General features: G+C 73.8%; 29 protein-coding genes. 19 read left to right on the forward strand and 10 right to left on the reverse strand.

The features are described 5' to 3' along the window. Positions 1 to 122: 122 nt before the first annotated feature. Both O7599_RS31070 and O7599_RS31075 read right to left on the reverse strand, forming a co-directional pair. Positions 123 to 347, reverse strand: a complete 225-nt coding sequence (locus O7599_RS31070) for a DUF397 domain-containing protein (RefSeq protein WP_281618928.1) — start codon at positions 345 to 347, stop codon at positions 123 to 125. Next, the gene (locus O7599_RS31075) at positions 344 to 1174 is read right to left on the reverse strand and encodes a helix-turn-helix transcriptional regulator (RefSeq protein WP_281618929.1); all 831 of its coding nucleotides are present in this window, start codon (positions 1172 to 1174) and stop codon (positions 344 to 346) included. The genes O7599_RS31070 and O7599_RS31075 overlap by 4 nt, the downstream gene beginning before the upstream one ends. Positions 1175 to 1393: 219 nt before the next feature. Here O7599_RS31075 and O7599_RS31080 point away from each other — a divergent pair, with 219 nt between their 5' ends. The 3 genes from O7599_RS31080 (at position 1394) to O7599_RS31090 (ending at position 2726) form a co-directional block, all read left to right on the forward strand. Further along, a complete protein-coding gene (locus tag O7599_RS31080; protein ID WP_281618930.1) occupies positions 1394 to 2128 on the forward strand; it encodes a hypothetical protein in 735 nt (244 codons plus the stop codon). 137 nt (positions 2129 to 2265) lie between these two features. Next, entirely contained in the window at positions 2266 to 2424 is a 159-nt protein-coding gene (locus tag O7599_RS31085; protein ID WP_281618931.1) for a hypothetical protein, read from the forward strand. Between the two features lie 122 nt (positions 2425 to 2546). Beyond that, positions 2547 to 2726 carry a hypothetical protein gene (locus O7599_RS31090; protein WP_281618932.1) on the forward strand — a complete coding sequence of 60 codons (180 nt, stop codon included), beginning with the start codon at positions 2547 to 2549 and terminating at the stop codon, positions 2724 to 2726. 113 nt (positions 2727 to 2839) lie between these two features. On the opposite strand, the gene O7599_RS31095 is transcribed toward O7599_RS31090, so the two are convergent. Genes O7599_RS31095 through O7599_RS31105 form a run of 3 tightly spaced genes read right to left on the reverse strand, consistent with a single transcriptional unit; the run spans position 2840 to position 6293 of the window. Continuing rightward, the gene (locus tag O7599_RS31095) at positions 2840 to 3583 is read right to left on the reverse strand and encodes a succinate dehydrogenase/fumarate reductase iron-sulfur subunit (RefSeq protein ID WP_281618933.1); all 744 of its coding nucleotides are present in this window, start codon (positions 3581 to 3583) and stop codon (positions 2840 to 2842) included. Continuing rightward, entirely contained in the window at positions 3580 to 5529 is a 1950-nt protein-coding gene (locus O7599_RS31100; RefSeq protein ID WP_281618934.1) for a fumarate reductase/succinate dehydrogenase flavoprotein subunit, read from the reverse strand. The genes O7599_RS31095 and O7599_RS31100 overlap by 4 nt, the downstream gene beginning before the upstream one ends. Positions 5530 to 5531: 2 nt before the next feature. Then, complete coding sequence (locus O7599_RS31105) at positions 5532 to 6293, reverse strand: succinate dehydrogenase (RefSeq protein ID WP_281618935.1); 762 nt, start codon at positions 6291 to 6293, stop codon at positions 5532 to 5534. Positions 6294 to 6385: 92 nt separating this feature from the next. Here O7599_RS31105 and O7599_RS31110 point away from each other — a divergent pair, with 92 nt between their 5' ends. Further along, positions 6386 to 7324 carry a LysR substrate-binding domain-containing protein gene (locus tag O7599_RS31110; protein ID WP_281618936.1) on the forward strand — a complete coding sequence of 313 codons (939 nt, stop codon included), beginning with the start codon at positions 6386 to 6388 and terminating at the stop codon, positions 7322 to 7324. 18 nt (positions 7325 to 7342) lie between these two features. Here O7599_RS31110 and O7599_RS31115 read toward each other — a convergent pair whose 3' ends face one another. From O7599_RS31115 to O7599_RS31125, 3 genes are all read right to left on the reverse strand, one after another. Continuing rightward, the gene (locus O7599_RS31115; protein WP_281618937.1) at positions 7343 to 9205 is read right to left on the reverse strand and encodes a glycoside hydrolase family 3 protein; all 1863 of its coding nucleotides are present in this window, start codon (positions 9203 to 9205) and stop codon (positions 7343 to 7345) included. 214 nt (positions 9206 to 9419) lie between these two features. Continuing rightward, positions 9420 to 10430: an endonuclease/exonuclease/phosphatase family protein gene (locus tag O7599_RS31120; protein ID WP_281623590.1), complete on the reverse strand. Its 1011-nt coding sequence runs from the start codon at positions 10428 to 10430 to the stop codon at positions 9420 to 9422. 41 nt (positions 10431 to 10471) lie between these two features. Further along, on the reverse strand, positions 10472 to 11152 hold the full coding sequence (locus tag O7599_RS31125; protein WP_281618938.1) for a M15 family metallopeptidase: 681 nt from the start codon (positions 11150 to 11152) through the stop codon (positions 10472 to 10474). A gap of 86 nt (positions 11153 to 11238) precedes the next feature. Between O7599_RS31125 and O7599_RS31130 the strand changes: the two genes are divergently transcribed. From O7599_RS31130 to O7599_RS31145, 4 genes are read left to right on the forward strand one after another with little or no spacing between them, the layout of a single operon-like run. After that, positions 11239 to 11943, forward strand: a complete 705-nt coding sequence (locus O7599_RS31130; protein ID WP_281618939.1) for a response regulator transcription factor — start codon at positions 11239 to 11241, stop codon at positions 11941 to 11943. 22 nt (positions 11944 to 11965) lie between these two features. Continuing rightward, positions 11966 to 13099 (forward strand): HAMP domain-containing sensor histidine kinase, encoded by a 1134-nt coding sequence (locus O7599_RS31135; protein ID WP_281618940.1) that lies wholly within the window; start codon positions 11966 to 11968, stop codon positions 13097 to 13099. Further along, positions 13057 to 13695 (forward strand): helix-turn-helix domain-containing protein, encoded by a 639-nt coding sequence (locus tag O7599_RS31140; protein ID WP_281618941.1) that lies wholly within the window; start codon positions 13057 to 13059, stop codon positions 13693 to 13695. Before O7599_RS31135 ends, O7599_RS31140 begins: the two co-directional genes overlap by 43 nt. Beyond that, positions 13692 to 15131, forward strand: coding sequence for an MFS transporter (locus O7599_RS31145; RefSeq protein WP_281618942.1), 1440 nt, complete (start codon positions 13692 to 13694; stop codon positions 15129 to 15131). Before O7599_RS31140 ends, O7599_RS31145 begins: the two co-directional genes overlap by 4 nt. Before the next feature lie 49 nt (positions 15132 to 15180). Here the strand turns inward: O7599_RS31145 and O7599_RS31150 are convergent, their stop codons facing one another. Both O7599_RS31150 and O7599_RS31155 read right to left on the reverse strand, forming a co-directional pair. Beyond that, positions 15181 to 15813 (reverse strand): TIGR03085 family metal-binding protein, encoded by a 633-nt coding sequence (locus tag O7599_RS31150; protein ID WP_281618943.1) that lies wholly within the window; start codon positions 15811 to 15813, stop codon positions 15181 to 15183. Between the two features lie 82 nt (positions 15814 to 15895). After that, positions 15896 to 16573 (reverse strand): hypothetical protein, encoded by a 678-nt coding sequence (locus O7599_RS31155; RefSeq protein ID WP_281618944.1) that lies wholly within the window; start codon positions 16571 to 16573, stop codon positions 15896 to 15898. 115 nt (positions 16574 to 16688) lie between these two features. Between O7599_RS31155 and hisI the strand changes: the two genes are divergently transcribed. From hisI to O7599_RS31210, 11 genes are all read left to right on the forward strand, one after another. Continuing rightward, positions 16689 to 17066 (forward strand): phosphoribosyl-AMP cyclohydrolase, encoded by a 378-nt coding sequence (gene hisI / locus O7599_RS31160; RefSeq protein ID WP_281618945.1) that lies wholly within the window; start codon positions 16689 to 16691, stop codon positions 17064 to 17066. Then, complete coding sequence (locus O7599_RS31165) at positions 17063 to 18616, forward strand: anthranilate synthase component I (protein ID WP_281618946.1); 1554 nt, start codon at positions 17063 to 17065, stop codon at positions 18614 to 18616. Before hisI ends, O7599_RS31165 begins: the two co-directional genes overlap by 4 nt. Positions 18617 to 18801: 185 nt before the next feature. Next, positions 18802 to 19416, forward strand: coding sequence for a TIGR02234 family membrane protein (locus O7599_RS31170; RefSeq protein WP_281618947.1), 615 nt, complete (start codon positions 18802 to 18804; stop codon positions 19414 to 19416). Between the two features lie 89 nt (positions 19417 to 19505). After that, positions 19506 to 19730, forward strand: a complete 225-nt coding sequence (locus O7599_RS31175) for an HGxxPAAW family protein (RefSeq protein WP_281618948.1) — start codon at positions 19506 to 19508, stop codon at positions 19728 to 19730. A gap of 136 nt (positions 19731 to 19866) precedes the next feature. After that, the gene (locus O7599_RS31180; protein WP_281618949.1) at positions 19867 to 20346 is read left to right on the forward strand and encodes a DUF2752 domain-containing protein; all 480 of its coding nucleotides are present in this window, start codon (positions 19867 to 19869) and stop codon (positions 20344 to 20346) included. A gap of 148 nt (positions 20347 to 20494) precedes the next feature. Next, entirely contained in the window at positions 20495 to 21304 is an 810-nt protein-coding gene (trpC, locus tag O7599_RS31185) for an indole-3-glycerol phosphate synthase TrpC (protein WP_281618950.1), read from the forward strand. A gap of 7 nt (positions 21305 to 21311) precedes the next feature. Further along, positions 21312 to 21611, forward strand: coding sequence for a hypothetical protein (locus tag O7599_RS31190; RefSeq protein ID WP_281618951.1), 300 nt, complete (start codon positions 21312 to 21314; stop codon positions 21609 to 21611). Further along, a complete protein-coding gene (gene trpB / locus O7599_RS31195) occupies positions 21586 to 22827 on the forward strand; it encodes a tryptophan synthase subunit beta (protein ID WP_281618952.1) in 1242 nt (413 codons plus the stop codon). Before O7599_RS31190 ends, trpB begins: the two co-directional genes overlap by 26 nt. After that, the gene (gene trpA, locus O7599_RS31200; RefSeq protein WP_281618953.1) at positions 22824 to 23657 is read left to right on the forward strand and encodes a tryptophan synthase subunit alpha; all 834 of its coding nucleotides are present in this window, start codon (positions 22824 to 22826) and stop codon (positions 23655 to 23657) included. Before trpB ends, trpA begins: the two co-directional genes overlap by 4 nt. Positions 23658 to 23750: 93 nt before the next feature. Continuing rightward, positions 23751 to 24074 (forward strand): hypothetical protein, encoded by a 324-nt coding sequence (locus O7599_RS31205; RefSeq protein ID WP_281618954.1) that lies wholly within the window; start codon positions 23751 to 23753, stop codon positions 24072 to 24074. A 38-nt stretch (positions 24075 to 24112) separates the two neighbouring features. Beyond that, entirely contained in the window at positions 24113 to 24889 is a 777-nt protein-coding gene (locus O7599_RS31210) for a thioredoxin domain-containing protein (protein ID WP_281618955.1), read from the forward strand. Positions 24890 to 24917: the final 28 nt, after the last annotated feature.

Consider the following 24917-nt stretch of genomic DNA (forward strand, 5'->3'; position numbering starts at 1 on the left):
CCTGCGCTCGGTCCGAGGCTGGACGTCGTACGGCACGATCCTGGGTCACGGACCTGGGCGGAAACCTTGACGGAACCTGGCGGGAAGTCGCGAACCGGACCCCGGCGGAGTCACCGCTGTCTCTAGTGAACTACCAGGTAAGTCCCCGTCTTCACGTCGGCGATGAAGGCCGTCCAGGCGTCGGCTGTGAAGGTGAGGGCGGGCCCGTCCGGGTCCTTGGAGTCCCGGACGGGCACGATGCCGGCTGCGGCGAAGCCGGGGGCCCACTCGACGCAGTTGCCACCGTCACCGTTGCTGTAGCTGGATTTGATCCAGCGGACACCGGACGAGTGAGGGGTGGTGCTCATGGGGAAAGCGCCTCCATCGCGGATCGGATCACCGCCGCCGTGTCTCGCGGCGACAGGGCGTAGGCCCTGAGCAGATCGTATGCCCGGCGCCGCTTTCGAGCGCTTTCCGATGTCTCGATCAAGTGACCGGTCGTGATGCCCTCCTCGTAGGCCACCACTGGCGCATCGTCAATGGTGAGCAGGGTCAACGACCCGCCCATCAGGCCATGTTCCCCGTGAGCGAAGGGGAGAACCTGCACGATGGTGTGCGCGGTATCCGCGAGCGGGAGCAGCCCCGCGAGTTGGGTGCGCATGACGGCCGGGCCGCCGATCGGGCGCCGGATCACCGCTTCGTCAAGGATCACCGAGAGATAGGGCGGGGTTGCCGCCTTCAAGATCTGCTGGCGGCCAAGTCGCGCCGCGACTCTGTCCTCGACCTCGTCGGCGCTCATCTCCGGGTTGGACGCACGGAAGACCGCGCGCGCGTACTCCTCGGTCTGGACCAGGCCGGGAACGATGTAGCCCGAGTACTCCTCGATGATCCGCGCCCGCTCTTCGAGTTGCATCCGGCGCTTGTACTTGTCGGGATGCACTTCGTGCCGCGCGATGCCGTACAGGCGCCCGAAGTGGCCGTCCGTGCCGAAACAGGCATCCAGCCTGTCGCTCAGGTCCGGGGGCGGGATCACCTCTGCCGTCTCGATCCTTGACAGGTGGGCCCTGCTGTACATCACCACACCGGAGAGAGCCTCCAGCGACATCCCCGCATTGTTGCGGTACCGGCGGATCTCCGATCCGTACAGATCGCGGGCGGAACGGTCCGGGTGCAGCTCGCGTGATTTCGCGACCATGGCGCAAACCCCCATGTCCTTTGGCTGGTTGGGCCGACGACAGGACCGAGCTTAGCGCCGGAGAGTAACTAAATACTCACAACAGGTAACCTGCACGAGGGATTGTCAAAGACCCCGCGACGGCGTGTCAGCATGGGTGACCAGCCCGAAGCCTCTAGGAGCGCCCCGTGGCCGCCCTGCCCGGGACCCGTCCCGGCTCCCTACCGCTACACAGGGCGGATGACATACGTGACGCGCCGTCGCCCCGCAACATACGCGGCCATCACCGCGCTGCTCGTCGTACTGCTGGCGTCTTGCGGCTCATCAGAACCGGAGACGTCGCCGGGAAAGCTGTTCCAGGAGTACACGAAGTCGGTCGACGTCAAGAACGACAGATTTCCCAGCGACGGGGCCTCAAGCGAGGACCGGCTCGCCAATTTCGCTGCCTACTACACACCCGAACAGTTGCAGGGCGCACTCCTGTCGGCGACCCCTTGCGACGCCACCGCCGATGTCGAGACCGACACGGACTACGAAGCCAACACCGGCTGCCCGCCGGGTGCCTCGGTGTCCGAGGCTGCGCGGGACTTCGCCGGGTCCGAGGGCGAGCTTTTCCGACGCTCCGTCCTGGTCAAACGCGAGGACGGCTCACTCGAACTGATCACCCTGTATGTGGCACGGGCGCCGGACAAGACCGCCGCCCTGATCGACTCCCACGGCAAGACCTACACCGGTGGCCTGGACGACTTTCGGGAGAACAACGAGCTGCTCGGCTCGGACGACGTCATCCTCACCCTCCGCAACATCACCTCGGTACCCGGCGAAGGAAGGATCGTCACCGTCTTCGGGCACACTCCCTCGAAGGCGCGGTTCTGGCTCATCGGCGGAGTCGTCACGGTCGTGGTGATCGGTCTCGGGCTCACCCTGGCCGGCCATCGACGGACCCGAACTGCCACCGATGCACAAACCGAGTGACCAACTTTCGTCTGATGGGCGAAGTTTCGTCAGCTCGGTCAACGGCCGCATCCCCGGGGCCGGTTATCTCGGGGCCAGTTGAGGATCGCTGAGGCGACCGGTATGCGGATCACCTGCTTCGCGAAGAGAATCACTGGATGACCAGCAATGAGATCCGGTTCGACTGCCTGCACCGGGGCGAGGGCGGCCCGCTCGTGATCGTCCCCCGCATCGACGGAGCACCGCTCACCGAGCTGATCGACGGGTTCGAGATCGCGGCCGGTATGCAGCCCGCAGGCGCCGTCTACGGCGTCTGATCCCGGAGTTCTTCCGGTTCGGCCCGATGGGGGACCACTTCCTCGGACGGTCCACCCAGGCCATGGGGCCGAAGACACCCGTTCTCGGCTGTGAATGCGGCGAGTGGGGATGCTGGCCGCTCATGGCCCGCATCACCGCGACGGCAGACCGCGTGATCTGGGACTCCTTCGAGCAACCCCACCGCAAGACCCGCGACTACCTCGCATTCGGTCCGTTCCGGTTCGACCGTCACCCATACGATGACGCCTTGCGAGCGCTGAGCGCGGTGCTGGACCCCGGTGTCGAGGGCACGCGCGCCTGAGCGCTACCGGGCGCGACCTGCTGGTGTCGGTGCGCTCGCCCTGACGGCGCCGGTTACCCGGGGAACCGGCGCCCCGGGGAGCCGGCGCCCCGGGTCCCGAGGCAGGACCGGCGTTACGCCGACTTCCTCGCCGCGCGGAGGAACTCGCGGTTCAGGGACGAGATCGCCTGCAGCGGGATGCCCTTCGGGCAGGCCACCGCGCACTCGCCGGTGTTCGTGCAGCCGCCGAAGCCCTCGTCGTCCATCCGGCCGACCATGTCCAGCACCCGCGACTCCCGCTCCGGCGCGCCCTGCGGCAGGGCGCCCAGGTGCACGACCTTCGCGGCGGTGAACAGCATCGCCGAGCCGTTGGGGCAGGCCGCCACGCAGGCGCCGCAGCCGATGCACTCGGCGTGTTCGAAGGCCGTCTCCGCCGCGGGCTTGGGTACCGGGGTGGCGTGGGCGTCGGGGGCGCTGCCGGTGGGGGCCGTGATGTAGCCGCCGGCGCCGATGATGCGGTCGAAGGCCGAGCGGTCCACGACCAGGTCCTTCACCACCGGGAACGCCGCCGCCCGCCACGGTTCCACGTCGATGACGTCGCCGTCCGCGAACGACCGCATGTGCAACTGGCACGCCGTCGTACGCTCCGGGCCGTGCGCCCGGCCGTTGATGACGACGCCGCACGCGCCGCAGATGCCCTCGCGGCAGTCGTGGTCGAAGGCGACGGGCTCGTCGCCGGTGAGGATCAGCCGCTCGTTGAGGGTGTCCAGCACCTCCAGGAACGACATCTCCGGCGTGACGTCCTCGACCTCGTACGAGACCATCTCGCCGGCCGCGTCGGGGCCCGGCTGCCGCCAGACCCGCAGGGTCACCTTCACTGATAACTCCGTTGGGTGGGAATGACGTACTCGAACTCCAGGGCCTCGCGGTGGAGGACCGGGGCGGTGCCGGTGGCGGTGAACTCCCAGGCCGCCGCGTACGAGAAGTGCTCGTCCTCGCGCGCCGCCTCGCCCTCGGGGGTCTGGCTCTCCTCGCGGAAGTGGCCGCCGCACGACTCCGCGCGGTGCAGCGCGTCGAGGCACATCAGCTCGGCCAGCTCCAGGTAGTCCGCGATGCGGTTGGCCTTCTCCAGGGACTGGTTCAGCTCCGTCCCGGTGCCCGGCACCTTTATCCGGCGCCAGAACTCCTCGCGCAGCGCCGGGATCCGCTCCAGCGCCTTGCGCAGCCCGGGCTCCGTGCGGGCCATGCCGCACTCGTCCCAGAGCAGTTCACCCAGCTCGCGGTGGAAGGAGTCGGGGGTGCGGTCGCCGTCGACCGCGAGGAGGAGATGGAGGCGGTCCTCGGTGTCCGCCACCGCCTCGGCGACCGCCGGGTGGTCGGGGGAGACCTGCTCGGGGCGGTGGCGGGCGAGGAAGTCGCCGATGGTGGCGGGGAGGATGAAGTAGCCGTCGGCCAGGCCCTGCATGAGCGCGGAGGCGCCGAGGCGGTTGGCGCCGTGGTCGGAGAAGTTCGCCTCGCCGATGGCGAAGAGGCCGGGGACGGTGGTCTGGAGGTCGTAGTCGACCCACAGGCCGCCCATCGTGTAGTGGATCGCCGGGTAGATGCGCATGGGCACCTGGTACGGATCCTCCGCCGTGATCCGCTCGTACATCTCGAAGAGGTTGCCGTACCGCTCCTCGACCGCCGCGCGCCCCAGCCGCCGGACGGCGTCCGCGAAGTCGAGGTAGACGCCCTGGCCGCCGGGGCCGACGCCGCGGCCCTCGTCGCAGACGTTCTTCGCCGCGCGCGAGGCGATGTCGCGGGGGACGAGGTTGCCGAAGGAGGGGTAGAGGCGCTCCAGGTAGTAGTCGCGCTCGTCCTCGGGGATCGCGTTCGGCGGGCGGGTGTCGCCGTGCGCCCTGGGCACCCAGATGCGGCCGTCGTTGCGCAGCGACTCGCTCATCAGCGTCAGCTTCGACTGGTGGTCGCCGGAGCGCGGGATGCAGGTGGGGTGGATCTGGGTGAAGCAGGGGTTGGCGAAGTACGCGCCGCGGCGGTGCGCCCGCCAGATGGCGGTCGCGTTGGAGTTCTTGGCGTTGGTGGAGAGGTAGAAGACGTTGCCGTAGCCGCCGGTGGCCAGCACCACGGCGTCCGCGAGGTGGGTCTCGATCCGGCCGGTGACCAGGTCGCGTGCGACGATGCCGCGGGCCCGGCCGTCGACGACGATGAGGTCGAGCATCTCGGTGCGCGGGTGCATCTCGACGTTGCCGGCCTCGATCTGCCGGGACAGGGCCTGGTACGCGCCGAGGAGGAGCTGCTGCCCGGTCTGCCCGCGGGCGTAGAACGTGCGCGAGACCTGGACGCCGCCGAAGGAGCGGGTGTCGAGCAGGCCGCCGTACTCGCGGGCGAAGGGCACGCCCTGCGCGACGCACTGGTCGATGATCTCGACCGAGACCTGCGCGAGGCGGCGCACGTTGGACTCGCGGGCGCGGAAGTCGCCGCCCTTGACGGTGTCGTAGAAGAGGCGGTGGACGGAGTCGCCGTCGTTGCGGTAGTTCTTCGCGGCGTTGATGCCGCCCTGCGCGGCGATGGAGTGGGCGCGGCGCGGGGAGTCCTGGTAGCAGAACTGGACGACCTGGTAGCCCTGTTCCGCGAGGGTGGCGCCGGCCGCGCCGCCGGCGAGGCCCGTACCGACGACGATGACGCGGTAGCGGCGGCGGTTGGCGGGGTTGACCAGCCGGGCGGTGAAGCGGCGGCGGTCCCAGCGCTCGGCGATGTCGCCGGGCGGGGCGGCGGCGTCGGCGACGGGCTCGCCCTCGGCGTACTGCGCGTATGCGGGTGACATCCTCAGTTCACGACTCCCGTCATGACGGCCACGGGGATGGAGACGAAGCCCAGGGTCAGCACCAGCGCGGAGGTGTCGGTGACGACCCTGAGGGCCCGTTCGCGGCCCGCGCTCGCGGCGCCGAGGGTCTGCACGGCGCTCCACATGCCGTGCCGCAGGTGCAGGCCCAGGGCGACCATCGCGGTGATGTAGATGGCGTTGCCGTACCAGGTGGAGAAGGTGGCGACGGTGTTCTCGTACGGGTGGCCGGTCTGGGCGTTCTCGTTCACGGTGAGCGTGGTCAGGTCGAGGATGTGCCAGACGACGAAGAGGCCGAGGATCACCCCGCCCCAGCGCATGGTGCGGGTGGCGTAGCTGGTGCGGCGGCGCTTGTGCACGTACGCGACCGGGCGGGCGGCGATGTCGCGGCGGCTGAGCTGGTACGCGGCCACGCCGTGCAGCACGACGGCGACGACCAGCACGACGCGGAGGATCCACAGGGCCCACTCGTAGTGCAGCACCGGGCCGCCGAGGGTGCGCAGCCAGTGGCCGTAGTCGTTGAACTCCTCCGCGCCGAAGAAGATCTTGAGGTTGCCGACCAGGTGGGCCACGAGGTAGGTGATCATGATCAGGCCGGTGACGGCCAGCACCGTCTTCTTGCCGACGGTGGAGCGCCACAGCAGCGCGACGAGCGACGGCGGGTGGGCCGCGCCCCGCGGGCGGTCCTTCGACTCGGAGGACTTGCGGGCGCCCGGTTCCGGCGCCGGCTTGGTGGTCAGGGCCATGACTGTGACGGTAGAAGCACGCACGGCATCCGTCCAAGACATGAAATCGCTGCTTTCGATAGGTGATGCCTATCAGCAGCTACGCTGGCTCCATGCACCTGCAGCAGCTCCGCTACTTCGCCGCCGTCGCCGAGACCCGCCACTTCACCCGGGCCGCCGAGCGCGAGCACGTGGCGCAGCCGTCGCTGTCGCAGTCCGTACGGGCGCTGGAGCGGGAGCTGGGCGCCGAGCTGTTCCTCCGGGCCCGGGGGCACATCACGCTCACCGACGCGGGCGAGGCGCTGCTGCCGCTGGCGCGGCGGATCCTCGCCGACACCGAGACGGCGCGCCGGGAGGTGCAGGAGGTCGCGCAGTTGCGCCGGGGGCGGGTGCGGCTGGGGGCCACGCCGAGCCTGTGCGCGAGCCTGGTGCCGGACGCGCTGCGCGCGTTCCACGCCCGCTACCCGGGCATCGAGCTGCACGTACACGAGGACGGCTCGCAGGACCTCGTGCGCACGCTGGCCGCTGGCGAACTGGACCTCGCGCTGGTCATCACGCCGCTGGCGGGGCAGGCACCGGCGCTGACGACCACGGAGCTGCTGCGCGAGGAGCTGGTCGTGGTCTCGTCACCGGACGCGCCGCCGGTGACGGGAGCCGAGGCGGGAGACGGGGGCGTAGCGGGGGACGGCGGGATCCGGATCGGGGATCTGCGGGGGCGGCCCCTGGCGATGTTCCGGCACGGGTACGACCTGCGCGAGTTGACGGTCGCGGCGTGCCGGGAGGCGGGCTTCGAGCCGGTGTTCGGGGTGGAGGGCGGCGAGATGGACGCGGTGCTGGGGTTCGTGCGCGCGGGGCTGGGGGTGGCGGTGGTGCCGAGCATGGTCGCGGAGCGCTCGGGGCTGCGCACGACGGCGTTCGCGCCGCCGGGGCTGCACCGGACGATCTCCGTGGCGCACCGGGGCGACGTGTCGCCGCCCCGGGCGGCGCGGGAGCTGCGCCGGCTGCTGATCAGCGCGGCGGGCGGCTGGGCGGCCGAGCCGCCGGCCGGCTGAGCGGGCCGCCGCGGCGGCTCAGTACCCCAGCCCGTGCCCCAGCGGGAACAGGTCCGCGCCCGTCGCCCCCTGCTCCGGGATCGCCACCGGCAGCCGCCCCGTCGGGCGCAGGTCGCCGTAGAGCGCGTCGACCGCCGCCGTCAGCGCCCCCGTCCCCGTGCCGTACGTGCACAGATACGCCGGCGCCTCCGGGAACCGCCGCACGTCGTACGGGTTGCGCACCGCCACGACCACGACCGGCGTCCCCGAGGCGAGCAGCGCCCGCACCAGCGCCGCCTGCGCCGCGCCCCGCTCCGCCACCGGCTCCGCGCCGGCCGCCGCGTTGGCGCCGACGACCACCAGGTCGTGGGAGCGCGCCGCCGCCACCGCCGCGTCGATCACCGGCTGCGCGGGGGTCCCGCCCGTCGCCAGCACCGTCGCCGTCTGCCCGCCGCGCGCCCCGACCGCCCGCGCCAGCCGGTCCAGCGCCGGCGCCGACGACGTCTGCCACCCCGCGACCAGCACCCGCCGCGCCCCGGCGGCCAGCGGCAGCAGCCCCGCGTCGTTCTTCACCAGCGTCACCGCCCGCCCGGTGAGCGTCCGCGCGTCCGCGACGTGCCCGGCGTCGCCCACGATCCGCTCCGCGCGGCGCTCGTCGACGAACGGGCCGAAGAACAGCCCCTCGTCGATCTTGCGCGCCAGGATGCGCACCACCGACTCCTCCAGCCGCCGCGCGCCGATCTCGCCGCCCCGTACGGCCGCGAGCACCGCCTCGTACGCGACGTCCATCTCCGGCGGCAGCACCAGCATGTCCGCGCCCGCCGCGAACGCCGCGACCGACGCCCGGTCCGGCGGGTACTGGGACGTGGCGCCGCCCATGTCCAGCGCGTCCGTGACGATCAGGCCGTCGAAGCCCAGCTCCCCGCGGAGCAGCCCGGTCAGGATGCGGTGCGACATGGTGGCGGGCACGCCGTCGTCGAGCGCGGGGACGAGGATGTGCGCGGTCATCACCGTGTCCAGCCCCGCGGCGATGGCCGCCCGGAACGGCGGCAGGTCCAGCTCGTGGATCTCCTCCAGGGTGTGCTCGATGCGCGGCAGCAGGAAGTGGCTGTCCTGGCCCGTGTCGCCGTGGCCGGGGAAGTGCTTGGCGGCGGAGGCGACGCCGCCGCGGCGCTGCCCGCGCACGGCCGCCGCGACCATGCGCGCGACCTGCTGCGGGTCGGCGCCGTAGGAGCGCAGGCCGATGACGGGGTTGTCGGGGTCGACGTTGACGTCGGCGACGGGCGCGTAGTTCTGGTTGATGCCCAGCGCCGCCAGCTCCCGCCCGGTGATCTCGGCGGCGCGGTGGGCGTCGGCGGTCGACCAGGTGGCGCCGAGCGCCATGCTGCCGGGCAGTTCCGTGGCCGGCGGGATGGGCAGCCGGTGGACCAGGCCGCTCTCCTGGTCGGTGGAGATGATCAGCGGTACGCCGCGGCGGTGCGCGAGCGAGGCGCGCTGCAGGCCGTTGGAGAGCCGGGCGATCTGCCGGGGGTCCCGGAGGTTGTCGTCGTTGCGCGAGCTGAAGTAGATGACGGCGCCGGGGCGGTACTTGCGTACGACGTCGGCGGGGGTGCGGACGCCGTAGCGCCGCTCGTTGACGGCGGCGGCCGCGTCGGTCACCTCGTCCGCGTCCTGGCCGGCGACCTCGACCACGAAGAGCTGGCCGACCTTCTCCTCCAGCGTCATCCGGGAGGCCAGCGCCCGGGCCAGCAGCCGGGTGTACCAACCGGAGCCCGCCGTACCGGCGGAGCGGGCCGCCGCGGGGCCGGCGGCGGACGCTCCGGCCGACCCGCCGGCGCCGAGCGCCGCCGCGGTGCCGAGGAGGCCGGTGACCGCCTGTCTGCGCGTGGTGGTTGACCGCATGTGAGACCACTCCTCAGCGCGTCGGGTGTGCTGCATGGGCATCGGTGGCCGGCCGACGGGGCTGCTCCCCCTGTGGAGGCCGCCGAGGAGAACTCGGCCGCGGAGTCTGGCAACGGCGCAGGGGCGCGTCAATGCTTCGGTGAGCGCAGTGTCATCTTCCTGTCACCTTCCGCGAAACCGGATTGCGGGCGGCATCCTCACCCGCGCCCCGCGGTCACCAGGCGACGCCCGCCGCCACCGGCAGGTGGTCGCTGCCCGTGGCCGGCAGCACCCACGAGCTCCGCGGCTCCAGGCCGCGTACCAGGATCTGGTCGATCCGCGCCACCGGGAAGCCCGCGGGCCAACTGAAGCCGAAGCCGTTCCCCGCCTCCTCCTGGGCCGAGCGCACCTGGCCGGTGAGGTCGTCGAACGCGCGGTCGTCGACGGTGCCGTTGAGGTCGCCGAGCACCACCACCCGGTCGTTCGGCTCGGCGGCGACGGCGGCGGCGAGCCGCTGTGCCCCGTCGTCGCGCTGGGCGGTCGACAGGCCCGCGCGGGGGTTCATGCGGACGGACCCCAGGTGGGCCACGTACACCGCCAGCGGCCCCCGCTCGGTGGCCACGGTGGTGCGCAGCGCGCGGGAGGGTTGCATCGCGATGTCGACGGGCCGGGTGTCCGACAGCGGCAGCCTGCTCCACAGCCCGACGGTGCCCAGGGTCGTGTGGTACGGGTACGTCTTCGCCAGCTCCGCCGCGTACAGCGGCTGCGCCGTCGGCGTGACCTCCTGCAGCGCCAGCAGGTCCGCGCCGGAGGCGGCCAGGTCGCGGGCGGTGCCGGCCGGGTCGGGGTTGGCGGCGCCGACGTTGTGGCTTGCCACCGTGAGGTCGGCGCCCGGCCGGGACTTGTCGGCGAGCAGCCCGCCGAAGAGGCTCAGCCACACCGTGACCGGCAGCACCAGCGCGACCACCGCGGAGGCGGAGCGGCGCCACAGCGCCCCGGCGAGCAGCGGGAACACGGGGAGGCCGAACCACGGCAGGAAGGTCTCCACCAGGCTGCCGGGATTCCCGGAGCCGCTCGGGATGGCCGCGTGCAGCATCATCGTCAGGCCGAGCAGCAGAGCCAGCGCCGCGAGCACCCAGCCGCGCCGCCAGGGCGCGGGGCGGCCGAGGGCACGGGCCGCCCGGTACGGGGCCGTGAGCCGGCCGCCGGGGCCCGCGTCGCGGCGGTCCCCGCCGGCCCGCCGGATCTCCACCGTGTCGTCCTGCGACCTCGTCGCCACCTGCTCGCTCAACTCTGCATCCTCGGGTCGTGGGTGGGGTCGGCGTACAGGACCGGGCAGTGGCTGCCGATCGCCTCGGTGCGCAGCTCGTAGTGCCAGGGCTCGTTCCGGTACACCGGGCACAGCCCGTAGGCGGCGCCGTGCTCGACGAGCCACGTCTGCGCGTCGGCCTTCCCGATGTCGACGGCGTCGCCCGACACGTGCGGCGACGTCCGGGGGGTGGCCACCCACCGGGCGGCCTCTTCCGCCGACCCGTATTTCCCGACCGCCTCACGGAGAAGGCGCTCCTGGTACGCCGGAGAACGCCAGCCGCTATTGACCTGGAATTCGACTCCGTACGCCGCGGCGTCCGTCGCCGCCTCGCGCAGCGCCGTGAGCAGATCCGTGTCGAGTTCCGCCACGGCCGGAATCGCGTCGTCGAATACGGTCGTGCCGTCCGGCACGACGCCGTCGGCTTCGCCGACCGGTCCGCCGTGCGCACGGCGCGGGGATTCCGTGGCCGTGGGCTCCGGGGTCTTCCCGGCGGCCGGGACAGTGGTGGCGGTCGGGGCGGCGGAGTCGCCGGGTGCCTGCATCGAGCGGTAGCCGAACGGTGCGACGACCGCCGCGACCAGGGCGATCAGGCCGACGCCCAGCAGCGTACGGGTCCGGTGGGCGGCTCTCTGCGCCGATCGTCGGGATCGAGTCATACCGCCAGTGCAGGCGGCGGGGCGTTGCCGGTGTGTATGCGGTTTTCTATACGCGGACGATATGCGTGCACTCGTACCATCGACGCATGCGCGTGCTGATAGTCGAGGACGAGCCCTATATGGCGGAGGCCATCCGCGACGGCCTCCGCCTGGAGGCGATAGCCGGCGACATCGCGGGTGACGGAGACGCCGCCCTGGAGCTGCTGAGCGTGAATGCGTACGACATCGCCGTCCTGGACCGCGACGTCCCCGGGCCTTCCGGCGACGAGATCGCCCGGCGCATCGTCGAATCCGGCAGCGGCATGCCGATCCTCATGCTCACCGCCGCCGACCGGCTGGACGACAAGGCCACCGGCTTCGGACTCGGCGCCGACGACTATCTCACCAAGCCCTTCGACATCCGCGAACTCGCGCTGCGGCTCCGCGCGCTCGACCGCAGGCGCGCCCACGTCCGGCCGCCCGTGCGGGAGATCGCCGGGCTGCGGCTCGACCCGTTCCGCCGGGAGGTCTACCGGGACGGCCGGTACGTCGCGCTGACCCGGAAGCAGTTCGCCGTCCTCGACGTCCTCGTGGCCGCCGAAGGCGGGGTGATCAGCGCGGAGGAGTTGCTGGAACGCGCCTGGGACGCCAACGCCGACCCGTTCACCAACGCCGTACGCATCACCGTCTCGGCGCTCCGCAAGCGGCTCGGCGAACCCTGGCTGATCGCCACGGTGCCCGGCGTCGGCTACCGCATCGACACCGCGTCCGGCGCCGGTGACGAGGGAAGCGCCGGGCAGGCCCGTGCGTAGGCCGCCCGGGCTGAGCGTCCGCATGAAGCTCACGCTCAGCTACGCCGGATTCCTCATGCTGGCGGGCGCCCTGCTGCTCGCCGCCATCGGCGTGTTCCTCCTGCGGCAGGGGTGGTTGCAGACCACCGACGAGGGGGCGTGGAGGGCGACTCCGGGCACCTCGTTCCTGCGCGGCTTCGCCCCGACGGCGGCGGCGGTCATGCTGTTCCTCCTGGTGTTCGGCCTCCTCGGGGGGTGGTTCCTCGCCGGCCGCATGCTCGCCCCGCTCACCCGCATCACGGACGCCACCCGCAAGGCCACCAGCGGATCGCTCTCCCACCGGATCCGGCTGCCGGGCCGCAGCGACGAGTTCCGCGAACTCGCCGACGCCTTCGACGCGATGCTCACCCGGCTGGAGGCGCACGTCGCCGAGCAGCGGAGATTCGCGGCCAACGCCTCGCACGAGCTCCGCACCCCGCTCGCCATCTCCAAGACGCTCCTCGACGTGGCACGTACCGACCCGCACCAGGACACCGCCGAACTCCTCGCCCGCCTCCGCACGGTCAACACCCGGGCGATCGACCTCACCGAGGCGCTGCTGCTGCTCAGCCGCGCCGACCAGCGGTCCTTCACCCCCGAGCACGTCGACCTGTCCCTGCTCGCCGAAGAGGCCACCGAGACGCTGCTGCCGCTCGCGGAGAAGCACGGCGTCACCGTCGAGACCGGCGGCGACATCACCCCCGCGAGCGGTTCTCCGGCGCTGCTGCTGCAACTCACCTCGAACCTCGTCCACAACGCGATCGTCCACAACCTGCCCGAGGGCGGCGCCGTGTGGGTCACCACCGGCGTCCGCCCGACGACCGTCGTGCTCACCGTCGAGAACACCGGCGAGCGGATCGACCCGCGGCTGGCCTCGACGCTCACCGAACCGTTCCAGCGCGGCACCGAACGCGTCCGCACCGACCACGCGGGGGTCGGCCTGGGCCTGGCCATCGTCCAGACCCTCACCACGGCCCACGACGGCACGCTCACCCTCACCCCGCGCCCCGCCGGCGGGCTCCGCGTCAGCGTGGAACTGCCGGGGATCGCGAAAGAAGTATTGCGCAATGATTCTTTCGTATCTACGGTCCCCGCATGGGGCGAGAACCGGAGCGCATCACCGAGCTGGAGCAACTGAAGGCGTTCACCCACCCGCTGCGCATCGAGCTGTACCGGCTGCTCACGGTGGCCCGTACCGCCACCGCGTCGCACCTGGCGGAGCAGGTGGACGAGGCGGTGTCGCTGGTCAGTTACCACCTGCGCAAGCTCGCCGGGCACGGCTTCATCGAGGAGGCGGCGGAGCAGGGCAGGGACGGGCGGGAGCGCTGGTGGCGGGTCTCGGCGCAGCGGTCCTTCACCTTCCGGTCCGCGGACTTCGACGACACCCCGGAGGGCGCGGCGGCGCTGACGGGCGTCACCCGCGAGCTGCTGGCCACCCGGACGCGCACCTACCTCGGCTACCTGGACCAGCAGGCCGGGTGGGGGCGGGAGTGGACGCGGGCGGCGTTCAGCTCGGAGTACACCGTACGGCTGACGGCGGACGAACTGCGGGAGCTGGCGGAGGAGATGGGCGCGTTCGTCCGCAGGTGGCGGGAGCGGGCTGAGGCGGCGGAGGCGGCTGAAAGGGCCGAGCCGGCTGAGCCGGCCGAAAGGGCCGAGGGCGCGGAGGCCGCGGAACCCGCCGGGCGTGAGACCGTCGCCCTCCACCTCTACGGCTTCCCGTTCCGCCCGTGAGCCCCGGGCCCGCCCCCAGGCCCGCCACCGCCACCGCCGCGCCACAGGCGCCGCCCGCGTACCGCGACGCCGGCGTCCTGCGGTGGCTCGCCGCGTACACCCTCTCCGTGCTCGGCGACGGCGTGTTCTTCCTCGCCCTCGGCTGGGCCGCCCAGCGGACGGCGGGACCGGCGGAGACCGGGGTGGTGATGGCGGTGGGCTCGGTGCCGCGCGCGGTGCTGATGCTCGGCGGGGGAGTGGTCGCCGACCGCTTCGGGCCGCGCCTGGTCGTCATCGGCGCGGACGCGGCGCGCTGCGTCCTCATCCTGGCCGGCGCCGCGGCCGTAGGGATCGCCGCACCCGGGCTGTGGCTGCTGGTCGCGGTGGCGCTGGCGTTCGGCGCGGCCGACGCGCTGTTCCTGCCCGCGGTCGGCGCGCTGCCGGCGCGGCTCGCGCCGCCGGAGGAACTGGGCCGGATCGCCGGGCTGCGGTTGCTGGCCCTGCGTCTCGGCGGCGCCGCCGCCGCGCCGGTCGGGGGGTACGCGCTGGTGCTGGGCGGCCCCGCGGCGGCGTTCGCGGCGGCGGGGCTGCTGTTCGCCGCGTCGGTGCCGCTGCTGACGACGCTGCGCGTACGACCCCTGCCCGCAGGGGGCGCACGGGACGACGCGCACCGGCCGGACACGGACACGGACGCGGGCGCGGGCGCGGCGCGGCGGCGGCGCGGTCGCCTCCGCCGGCGGCCCCGGCCGGGGCCCGGCCCCCGGCGCCACTCGGCGGGCGCCGGGCGGGAGTTGCGCGAAGGGCTGCGCTACGTACGCGGCCACCGGCTCGTCGGGCCGCTCGTACTCTCCGGCGCGATCAGCGAGTTCGGCCTCAACGGCCCGCTCAGCGTCGGCCTCGTCCTCCTCGCCGCGGAACGCGGCTGGGGCGCCGCCGGACTCGGCTGGCTCGTCGGCGCGTTCGGCCTCGGCGCCGGCGCCGGAGCGCTGCTCCTCGCCGTCGCCGGCGGGCTGCCGCGCCCCGGGATCGTCCACATCGTCACGCTCGTCGTGTCCGGCGCCGCACTCGGCTCCGTCGCGCTCGCGCCGTCACCCGGGCTCGCGGTTGCCGCCTGCGGACTCGGCGGCCTCGCGGGCGGCGTCTGCGGGGGACTGGCGTACGCGCTGATCCAGACCTCCGCCGCGCCCGCCTACCTCGGCCGCGTCACCGCCGCCACGAGCCTGACAGGACTGGGTCTTGCGCCGCTGTGCTACCCGCTGGTCGGCGCGGCCGTCGGCGCCTGGGGGAGCGCGCCGGTCTTCCTCGCCTGCGGCGCGTTCAGTTGCCTGGGCGCCGTCGTCTGCCTCGCCGCGCCCGCCGTACGCCGGGCAGAGCTGCCCCGGGCGCGCGGCCCGCGCCGCAGGCGTGGCGCCGGTACGGGCCCGCTGGCGGACCCGCCGCCCGTCCCGGCCCCGTAGCGGAGCACGCGCGGCGCCCCCGCGCCGCGCAACTCGCCGCCGCGGGACGTCAGAAGCCGAGCGGCGCCGACTGCGCCACCGCCACGGCGTCGTCGTCGCCCGCCAGCTCCACCTTCGCCGCCTCCTGCCGCCCGGTGGCGAACAGCAGCAGCTCCCCCGGCTCCCCGGTCACCGTGACCACCGGCGCGCCCCGGTGGGCCACCGCCGTCTGCCCGTCGGGCCGGCGCAGCACGAGACCCACTGGCGACTTGCGGCCCATCATCCGGGCGCCGCGCTCCAGGCGGTGCCACAGCGCGTCGGAGAAGACCGGGTCCAGCTCCCGCGGCGCGTAGTCCGGCTGCGCGCGGCGGACGTCCTCGGCGTGGACGTAGAACTCCACGATGTTCGCGGCCTCGTCGACCTGCTTGAGCGCGAACGGCGAGAACCGCGGCGGCCCGCCGCGGATGAGCCCCACCAACTCCTCGTAGGGCTTCTGCCGGAACTCCGCCTGCACGCGCTCCAGCCGGTTCTGCAGTTGCTTGAACAGCAGGCCGCCCGCCGCGTCCTGCCGCCGCTCGCGCACCACCACGTGCGCGGCCAGGTCGTACGTCGTCCAGCCCTCGCACAGCGTCGGCGCCTCGGGCCCGGCGCCCTCCAGCAGATCGGCGAGGAGCAGCCGTTCCCGCTTCGCATGGGTCGTCATGCGGCAACCCTACGGCCGCCGGCACCGCCGGGGCACGCAAGGCCGCGCCGGGAGTCGGCGCCCGCGCGGCGCGGGCGGGGGGTCAGGGCAGCGGCCCGGTCAGCTTCGGTCCTTCGGGCTCGGTGCTCAGTGTCAGCGCGCAGGAGATCTCGTCCTGGCTCTGGTACTCGTACGTCGTCAGCGTCGGGTAGAGCGCGTAGTAAAAGTAGTGCCGCCCGTCCGCCGGCATCGTCTCCAGCTTCTCCTCCGCGGCCCGCTGGCACAGCCCCAGCGCCTCGTCGTCGAGCGCGTCGCCGTCCGGGAAGTCGCCGGTGAGCGTGCGGTTGCCGATGACCTCGCCGTCGTGCGGGCCGGTGCACGAGCGGGTCTCGACCGAGTCGACGTCGGTGTCCAGCGAGGGGTGGTCGAAGCACTCGCCGGTCCGCAGCACCACGTACGGGAGGTGCGACTCGCTCGGCTCCAGATCACCCCGCGCGTCGGCGGTGCCCGCCGCGGATCCCGCGCTCGCGCTCTTCGTCTCCTTGCCGCCGCCGAGGTCGTCGTCTCCCGAAGGCTCTCCCGACGGATCGCCCGCCGGCCGCTCCGCGCTGCCCAGCGGGCGCGGTCCGCCCGCCTGTGTCCCGTCGCCCTCGCCGCCGCCGCGCAGCGCGAGGAAGGCGACGGCCGCCACGGTGACGAGCAGGGCCGCGGCCACCGCGACGGTGACGGCGGTCTTCGGCCCGCGAGGTCTCGCGGGCGGATCCGGAGGTGGGTTGGTCATGGGCGAAGCATGCCCTATCGACACGATCCGATGTACGGGAAGGGTCATCCCCGTACCGCGCGCGCCGCGCCGTCCGGCACCGTGGTGCGGTCGTCTCTGTTGGCACAATGGCCCCATGACCGGCAACCGGCCCGCGCGGCCCTCCGACCTCGATCCCGCCGTCGCGGCGCGCCTGAAGCGGAACGCCGACGGGCTGCTGCCCGCCGTCGTGCAGCAGTACGACAGCGGCGAAGTGCTCATGCTCGCGTGGATGGACGACGAGGCGCTGCACCGCACGCTGACCACCGGCCGCGGCACGTACTACAGCCGCAGCCGAAAGGAGTACTGGGTCAAGGGCGAGACGTCCGGTCACGTGCAGCACGTGAAGTCGGTCGCGCTCGACTGCGACGCCGACACCGTGCTCGTCCGCGTGGACCAGGTCGGCCCCGCCTGCCACACCGGCAGCCGCACCTGCTTCGAGGGCCGCGAGCTGACCGTGGGCGGCGCCCGGTGAACATCCCCGACCGGGAGACGTTCCGCACGCTGGCCAAGGACCGCCGCGTCATCCCCGTCGTGCGCCGGCTGCTGGCCGACGGCGACACGCCCGTGGGGCTGTACCGCAAGCTCGCCGGCGAGCGCCCCGGGACCTTCCTGCTGGAGTCCGCGGAGAACGGCCGCACGTGGTCGCGGTACTCGTTCGTCGGCGTGCGCAGCGCCGCCACGCTCACCGAGCGCGACGGCCGCGCCCACTGGCTCGGCACCCCGCCCGTCGGCCTGCCCACCGAAGGCGACCCGCTCGCCGCCCTGCGCGCCACCGTCGAGGCCCTGCACACCCCGCGGGACCTGCACGAGCGCGCTGACGGCCGGGACGCGCTGCCGCCCTTCACCGGCGGCATGGTCGGCTATCTCGGCTACGACGCCGTGCGGCGGCTGGAGCGCATCGGCGACAGCACCGCCGACGACCTGCGGCTGCCGGAGATGACGATGCTGCTCACCTCCGACCTCGCCGTCCTCGACCACTGGGACGGCAGCGTCCTGCTGATCGCCAACGCGATCAACCACAACGACCTCGACACCGGCGTCGACGAGGCGTACGCGGACGCGGTCGCCAGGCTCGACGCGATGACCGCCGACCTCGCCCGCCCGGCCGCCGCGAGCGCGGCGCCGCTGCCGCCCTCCGAACTGCCGGCGTACGGCGAGCTGTGGGGCGGCGCGGAGTTCCGGTCGGCCGTCGAGGACATCAAGGAGCGGATCAGGGCGGGGGAGGCGTTCCAGGTCGTGCCCTCGCAGCGGTTCGAGACGCCGTGCGCCGCGAGCGCCCTCGACGTCTACCGCGTGCTGCGGGCCACCAACCCCAGCCCGTACATGTATCTGATCCGGCTGCCCGAGACCGCGGGCGCGGGGAGCGCGTTCGACATCGTCGGCTCCAGCCCCGAGGCGCTGGTCAGGGTCGAGGACGGGCGCGCCCTGCTGCACCCCATCGCGGGGACGCGCCCGCGCGGCGCCACGCCGCAGCAGGACGCGGCGCTGGCCGAGGAGTTGCTCGCCGACGAGAAGGAGCGCGCCGAGCACCTGATGCTCGTCGACCTCGGGCGCAACGACCTCGGCCGGGTCTGCGAGCCCGGCAGCGTCGAGGTCGTGGACTTCATGTCGGTCGAGCGCTACAGCCACGTCATGCACATCGTCTCCACGGTCACCGGCCGGCTCGCCCCGGGACGTACGGCCTTCGACGTGCTCACCGCCTGCTTCCCCGCCGGGACGCTGTCGGGGGCGCCCAAGCCGCGGGCGCTGCAGATCATCGAGGAGCTGGAGCCCACGCGGCGCGGGCTGTACGGCGGCTGCGTCGGGTACCTGGACTTCGCCGGCGACGCGGACACCGCCATCGCGATCCGCACGGCGCTGCTGCGCGACGGAACGGCGTACGTGCAGGCGGGCGCGGGCATCGTGGCGGACTCCGACCCGGCGGCCGAGGACACGGAGTGCCGCAACAAGGCGGCGGCGGTGCTGCGGGCGGTCGCCGCGGCGGGGCACCTGTCGCGCGCGGGCCGGGAGGCGGGGGCGTAGCGGGACGCCCGGCTGCCGTGCGGGCCGGCTGCGGCGGCGGGACCGGGCCGCGACCGCGGTGGCGGTGCGGCCGTACGCAACGGGCCCTGTCAGCCCGGCCCGAGGGCCGCGGCTCCGGCGTACGCGTTCCGGCCACCCGCGCCCCCTGACCGAAGCGGCCCCGGCGGGTGCGAGACACTTGCGGGGTGACAGCTCAGTCCGGCTCCCGTGCCCCCCTCGCCGCCGCCCTGCTCTCCGGCGCGCTCGGAGCCGCCGTGGTCCTCGTCGCCGCCGGCCGCACCTGGGCCGAGGGCGAGGCCCCCACCCCCGTCGCGGACGCCGTGCTGCCCGTGACCGCCGGCGGCCGGGACGTCACCGGCGTACCGGCCGCGCTGGCGATCGTCGGACTCGCCGCGCTCGTCGCCGTCTTCGCCGTCCGCCGCGCCGGCCGCGTCGTCGTCGCCGCACTGCTCACGCTCTGCGGCGTCGGCGTGATCGCCGCCTCCGCCCTCGGCGCCTCCGACACCGACGCACTCGACGACCAGGCCGCGGAGGCCGCGGGCCTCACCGGCGCCGCGGTGGAAGCCGTCAGCCACACCGCCTGGCCCTGGGTGAGCCTGGCCGGCGGCGTGCTGCTGCTCTGCGCCGGGCTGCTCGCGCTGCGCTACGGCTCCGGCTGGCCGGCGATGTCCGGGCGCTACGAGCGCCCCGGCGGCGCCGTCGCGGCCCGCCCGCGGCGGTCCGCACCCGTGGACCCCGAGCGGCCCGAGGAGCTGTGGAAGGCCCTCGACCGCGGCGAGGACCCCACCCGCGAGCGCTGACCGGACCCCCGCGCCGGAGGCGTAGACCGATCGGGGACAATGGCGGCGTCTGGTGATATGAGCGGTTGTATGTTTCGAGGAGCGCAGTAATGGCGGAGAACCACGACCACGGACACACGCCGGCCGCATGGACCGCGGTGGTCATCATCTTCATCGGGTTCTGCGTCTCGGGCGCCCTGATGGTCATGGACCAGCCGCTGCTCTTCTGGCTGAGCCTGATCATCATTCCCCTCGGCGGCGTGGTCGGCGCCGTGATGCGCGGCATGGGGCTGGGCAAGAAGCCGGTGCCGCCGGTGCGCATGGCCGGCGAGTAGCCCGTACGACCCGCGGCGGGTCCCCGGCGCGCGACGCCCGGGGCCCGCGGCCACCGCCCGCGTTCCGCGTCGCCCCTCCCGGCCGTGCGCCCCGCCGCGGGATGCGCCGCCGGGCCGAAACCGGGACAATTCGGGTGTGTTCGCCCGTACCGCCGCAACTGTTCCGCTACGGCGCCTCGCGCCCCCGCTCGCCGCGCTGGCCTGCGCCGCCGCCGGCTTCGCCGCGGTCGGCGCCCTCGACCCGAACGAGCCCGGCCGCTACCCGCGGTGCCCCGTCCCGGCGTACACGGGCCTGGCCTGCCCCGGCTGCGGCGGCCTGCGTGCCATCCACGCGCTCGCCCACGGCGAGGTGACCGCCGCGCTCGGTGCCAACGCCCTCGTGGTCCTCGGCGCGGCCGTCCTCGCCGTGGCGGTGCTGCGCTCACTGCTCGCGGCGTTCCGGCCGCGCCCGGCGTCAGCGCCGGGGGCGCAGCCGCGGCCCGCCGGCGCGGCGGCCCGGCCGGCCCGCGGGCCGCTCCCGATTTCCGCGCCGTCGCCGGGGGTGGTGCTGTTCGCGCTGGTCGCGGCGTTTACGCTCGTGCGGAACCTGTCGTTCGGCTCGGTGCTCGGGCCGTAGCGGCACCCCGTCCGACCCGTGGGACGGAGAAGGTCCGGATTCGGGGCTTCCGCCCGGTGCCGGATACCATCGCTGTACCCGAACAGCCGCCCGTCGGCCGCCGGCGCCCCGCGCCGGCACCGGCGCCAGCAGAAAGGGGTCCGCTCGCGTGAGTGTGCTCGACGAGATCATTGACGGCGTGCGCGACGACCTCGCCGAGCGGCAGGCCCGGGTCGGCCTCGACGAGCTGAAGGAGCGCGCCGCCCGGGCGCCCGAGGCGCGGGACGGAGTGGCCGCGCTGCGCGGCGACAGCGTCACCGTCGTCTGCGAGGTCAAGCGCTCCAGCCCGTCCAAGGGCGCGCTCGCGGCCATCGCCGACCCGGCCGCGCTCGCCGCGGACTACGAGGCGGGCGGCGCCGCCGTCATCAGCGTCCTGACCGAGCAGCGCCGCTTCGGCGGCTCGCTGGCCGACCTGGAGGCCGTGCGCGCCAAGGTGGACCTGCCGGTGCTGCGCAAGGACTTCGTCGTCACGGCGTACCAGCTCTGGGAGGCGCGGGCGTACGGCGCGGACCTGGTGCTGCTGATCGTCGCCGCGCTGGACCAGGAGGCGCTGGTCTCGCTGGTGGAGCGGGCCGAGTCCATCGGGCTCACGCCGCTGGTCGAGGTGCACGACGAGGAGGAGACCGAGCGGGCGGTGGCCGCCGGGGCGAAGATCATCGGCGTGAACGCGCGGAACCTCAAGACGCTCGAGGTGGACCGCGGCAACTTCGGCCGGGTGGCCCCCGAGATCCCCGACCACATCGTCAAGATCGCCGAGTCCGGCGTGCGCGGCCCGCACGACCTCATCGCCTACGCGAACGACGGCGCCGACGCCGTGCTCGTCGGCGAGTCCCTGGTCACCGGCAAGGACCCGCGCGCCGCCGTCGCCGACCTCGTCGCCGCCGGCGCCCACCCCGCGCTGCGGCACGGACGGGGCTGACGCCCCGGTGACCGTGCGAGTGGACCGGCCACTTCCGTCCGGCGGCCCGGGCGGCGTCGCCGCGGGGGCCGGGCGCCGTGCCGTACGCACGGCAGTCGCCCAGCCGTCGGGCGTCCTCGCCCCCGGGTGCCGGCCGCGCGGCTGCCGGGCCCCGGCGCGGCGCGTGCGCGGGCGGCGCGTGCGGTACCACATCGGGGCCGAGCCCGGTCAGATCAACGGCATGCGATGGCAGCCGGCGTGTCCCCGCGCCGTCCGTCATCCGTTCCGACCGAGGATCCCTCATGCCCAGAGACTTCTTCATCCCTGACCCAGACCGTCAGGTGCCCACCGCCGAGGGCTATTTCGGCGCGTACGGCGGCAAGTTCATCCCCGAGGCGCTGCGCGCGGCCGTCGACGAGGTCGCCGTCGCGTACGACAAGGCCAAGGGCGACGAGTCGTTCGTCGCCGAGCTGAACGACCTGCTGGTCAACTACACCGGCCGGCCCAGCCCGCTCACCGAGGTGCCGCGCTTCGCGGAAGAGGCCGGCGGCGCCCGGGTCTTCCTCAAGCGCGAGGACCTCAACCACACCGGCTCGCACAAGATCAACAACGTGCTGGGCCAGGCCCTGCTCACCCGCCGCATGGGCAAGACCCGTGTCATCGCCGAGACCGGCGCGGGCCAGCACGGCGTGGCCACCGCCACCGCCTGCGCCCTCCTCGGCCTGGAGTGCACCGTCTACATGGGCGAGGTCGACACCGAGCGGCAGGCGCTCAACGTCGCCCGCATGCGGATCCTCGGCGCCGAGGTCGTCCCGGTGAAGTCCGGCAGCCGCACCCTGAAGGACGCCATCAACGAGGCGTTCCGCGACTGGGTCGCCAACGTCGAGCACACCCACTACCTCTTCGGCACGGTCGCGGGCCCGCACCCCTTCCCCGCGCTCGTCCGCGACTTCCACCGGGTGATCGGCATCGAGGCCCGGCAGCAGTTGCTCGACCGCACGGGCCGGATGCCCGACGCGGCCGTCGCCTGCGTCGGCGGCGGCTCCAACGCCATCGGCCTCTTCCACGCCTTCCTGCCGCACCCCGCCGTGCGCCTCGTCGGCTGCGAGCCCGCCGGGCACGGCCTGACCAGCGGCGAGCACGCCGCGACCCTCAGCGTCGGCGACCCCGGGATCCTGCACGGCTCCCGGTCGTACGTCCTCCAGGACGAGGACGGCCAGATCACCGAGCCGTACTCGATCTCCGCCGGCCTCGACTACCCGGGCGTCGGCCCCGAGCACGCCTACCTCAAGGACGCCGGCCGCGCCGAGTACCGGGCCGTGACCGACGACGAGGCCATGCGCGCGCTGCGGCTGCTGTCGCGCAGCGAGGGCATCATCCCGGCCATCGAGAGCGCCCACGCGCTGGCCGGCGCGCTGGACGTCGGCCGCGAACTGGGGCCCGACGGGCTGATCGTGGTCAACCTCTCCGGCCGCGGCGACAAGGACATGGACACCGCCGCCCGCTACTTCGGGCTCTACGACGCCGAGGAGGCGGACCGGTGACGGGCAACATCGCGCGGCTCGACGCCGTTCTCGCCGCCGCGAAGGCGGAGGACCGGGCGGCCCTCATCGGCTACCTGCCCGCCGGCTTCCCCGACGTGGACACCGGCGTACGGGCCATGACCGCCATGCTCGAAGGCGGCTGCGACGCCGTCGAGGTCGGCCTGCCGCACAGCGACCCCGTGCTGGACGGCCCGGTGATCCAGACCGCCGACGACATCGCGCTCCGCGGCGGGCTGCGCATCAAGGACGTGATCCGCACCGTCGCCGAGGTGCAGTCCGCCACCGAAGCGCCGGTGCTCTGCATGACGTACTGGAACCCGGTCGACCGCTACGGCCCCGAGCGCTTCGCCGAGGACCTGGCCGCGGCGGGCGGCGCGGGCTGCATCCTGCCCGACCTGCCCGTCGAGGAGTCCGGGCCGTGGCGGCAGGCGGCCGACAAGCATGGGCTGGCCACGGTCTTCGTGGTCGCGCCCAGCAGCCGCGAGCAGCGTCTCGGGGTCATCACGGCGGCCGGCAGCGGCTTCGTCTACGCCGCGTCGCTCATGGGCGTCACCGGCACCCGCGAGTCGGTCGGCCGCGAGGCCCGGGACCTGGTCCGCCGCACCCGCGCCACCGGGGCGGTACGGGACGGCGGCCTGCCCGTCTGCGTCGGCCTGGGCGTCTCGACGGCGGAGCAGGCGGCCGAGGTCGCCGCGTTCGCCGACGGCGTGATCGTCGGCTCGGCCTTCGTCAAGCGGCTGCTGACCGCGGGTGATGACCACGAGGCCGGCCTTGCGGCGGTGCGGGCGCTGGCCGGCGAGCTGGCCGCGGGGGTGCGCCGCCGGGCCTGAAGCCCGGTGCGGGTCGTCCACAGGGCCCTCCGCAGTGCGTACGGACGTGCGATCCTGGAGAGGAGCAATCCGTGCCGTAATGGGGAGGGCCCGATGGCCGGCAAACAGCCCGGCGCCGACGACGAAGCGCGTCTGCCCGAGGACATCTGGGAGCGGTTCCAGAACGACTCCCCGGGCCAGATAGACAGCACCGCGCCGAAGGAGCACTCCGCGCGGTGGTACGAGGTCACCGAGCGCCTCGCCGCCGAGGACGCCCGGCGCGCGGCGGCCCCCCGGCCGCGCCGGAGCCGCCGCCCGCGCCCGCGGATGCCGCGGGGGCCGGTGCCGCGCGCCTTCACCGTGGGCGCCGTCCTCGTCTCGGTCGTGCTGGTGCTCTCCGCCGCCGCCGCATACCTGCAGTACGGGCAGGTGTTCTGATCCGTCACCGGGCGGCCGGTCCCTCGTTATAGCCGGGCGTGAGCGAGAACAACCGTCGAGGAAAGCGCACCGCCCGGGAGCGGATGCAGGCCGAGCGCGCGCGGCAGAAGTCCCAGGACAAGCGGCGGCGCATGCTGGTCGTGCTCGCCGCGGTGGTGGGGGTGCTCGCCGTGGTCGCGGTGGTCGGCGTCCTCATCGGCCAGAACAGCGGTGACGACGACGCCGCCGGCAAGCCCGTGGCGTTTCCGAGGGGCGCCGCCGGCAAGGACCGGCTGGCGCTGCCGGCGGGGAAGGCGGACGCCCCGGCCGACCTCACCGTGTACGAGGACTTCCGCTGCCCGGCCTGCGGCCAGTTCGAGTCCGGCTTCAGCAAGACGATCAACGAGCTGGAGGACGCCGGGAAGCTGCGCACCGAGTACCGGCTGGTCAAGCTCATCGACGGCAACTTCGGCGGCTCCGGCTCGCTGAACTCCGCCAACGCCGCCGCCTGCGCCCAGGACGCCGGCAAGTTCGTCCCGTACCACGACGTGCTCTTCCGCAACCAGCCGCCGGAGACCGACGACGCCTTCGCCGACAAGGGGCACCTGAAGGACCTGGCCGGCAAGGTCGACGGGCTGAGCGGCAAGCGCTTCGACGCCTGCGTCGACGACGGGAGGTACGACGGCTGGGTCGACGCCTCCGACGAGGCGTTCGGCACGTCCGGCCACACCTCGACGCCCACCGTCCTGCTGGACGGCGAGAGCATCTGGGGCCAGGGCACCGACCTCACGCCGGAGAGCTTCAAGCAGCTCGTCGAGGACGCCGGCAGGAACTGAGCCGCCGGGGCGCAGCGCCGCACTCGCG

It is taken from the genome of Streptomyces sp. WMMC500, from assembly GCF_027497195.1.
Classification (GTDB): Bacteria; Actinomycetota; Actinomycetes; order Streptomycetales; family Streptomycetaceae; genus Streptomyces.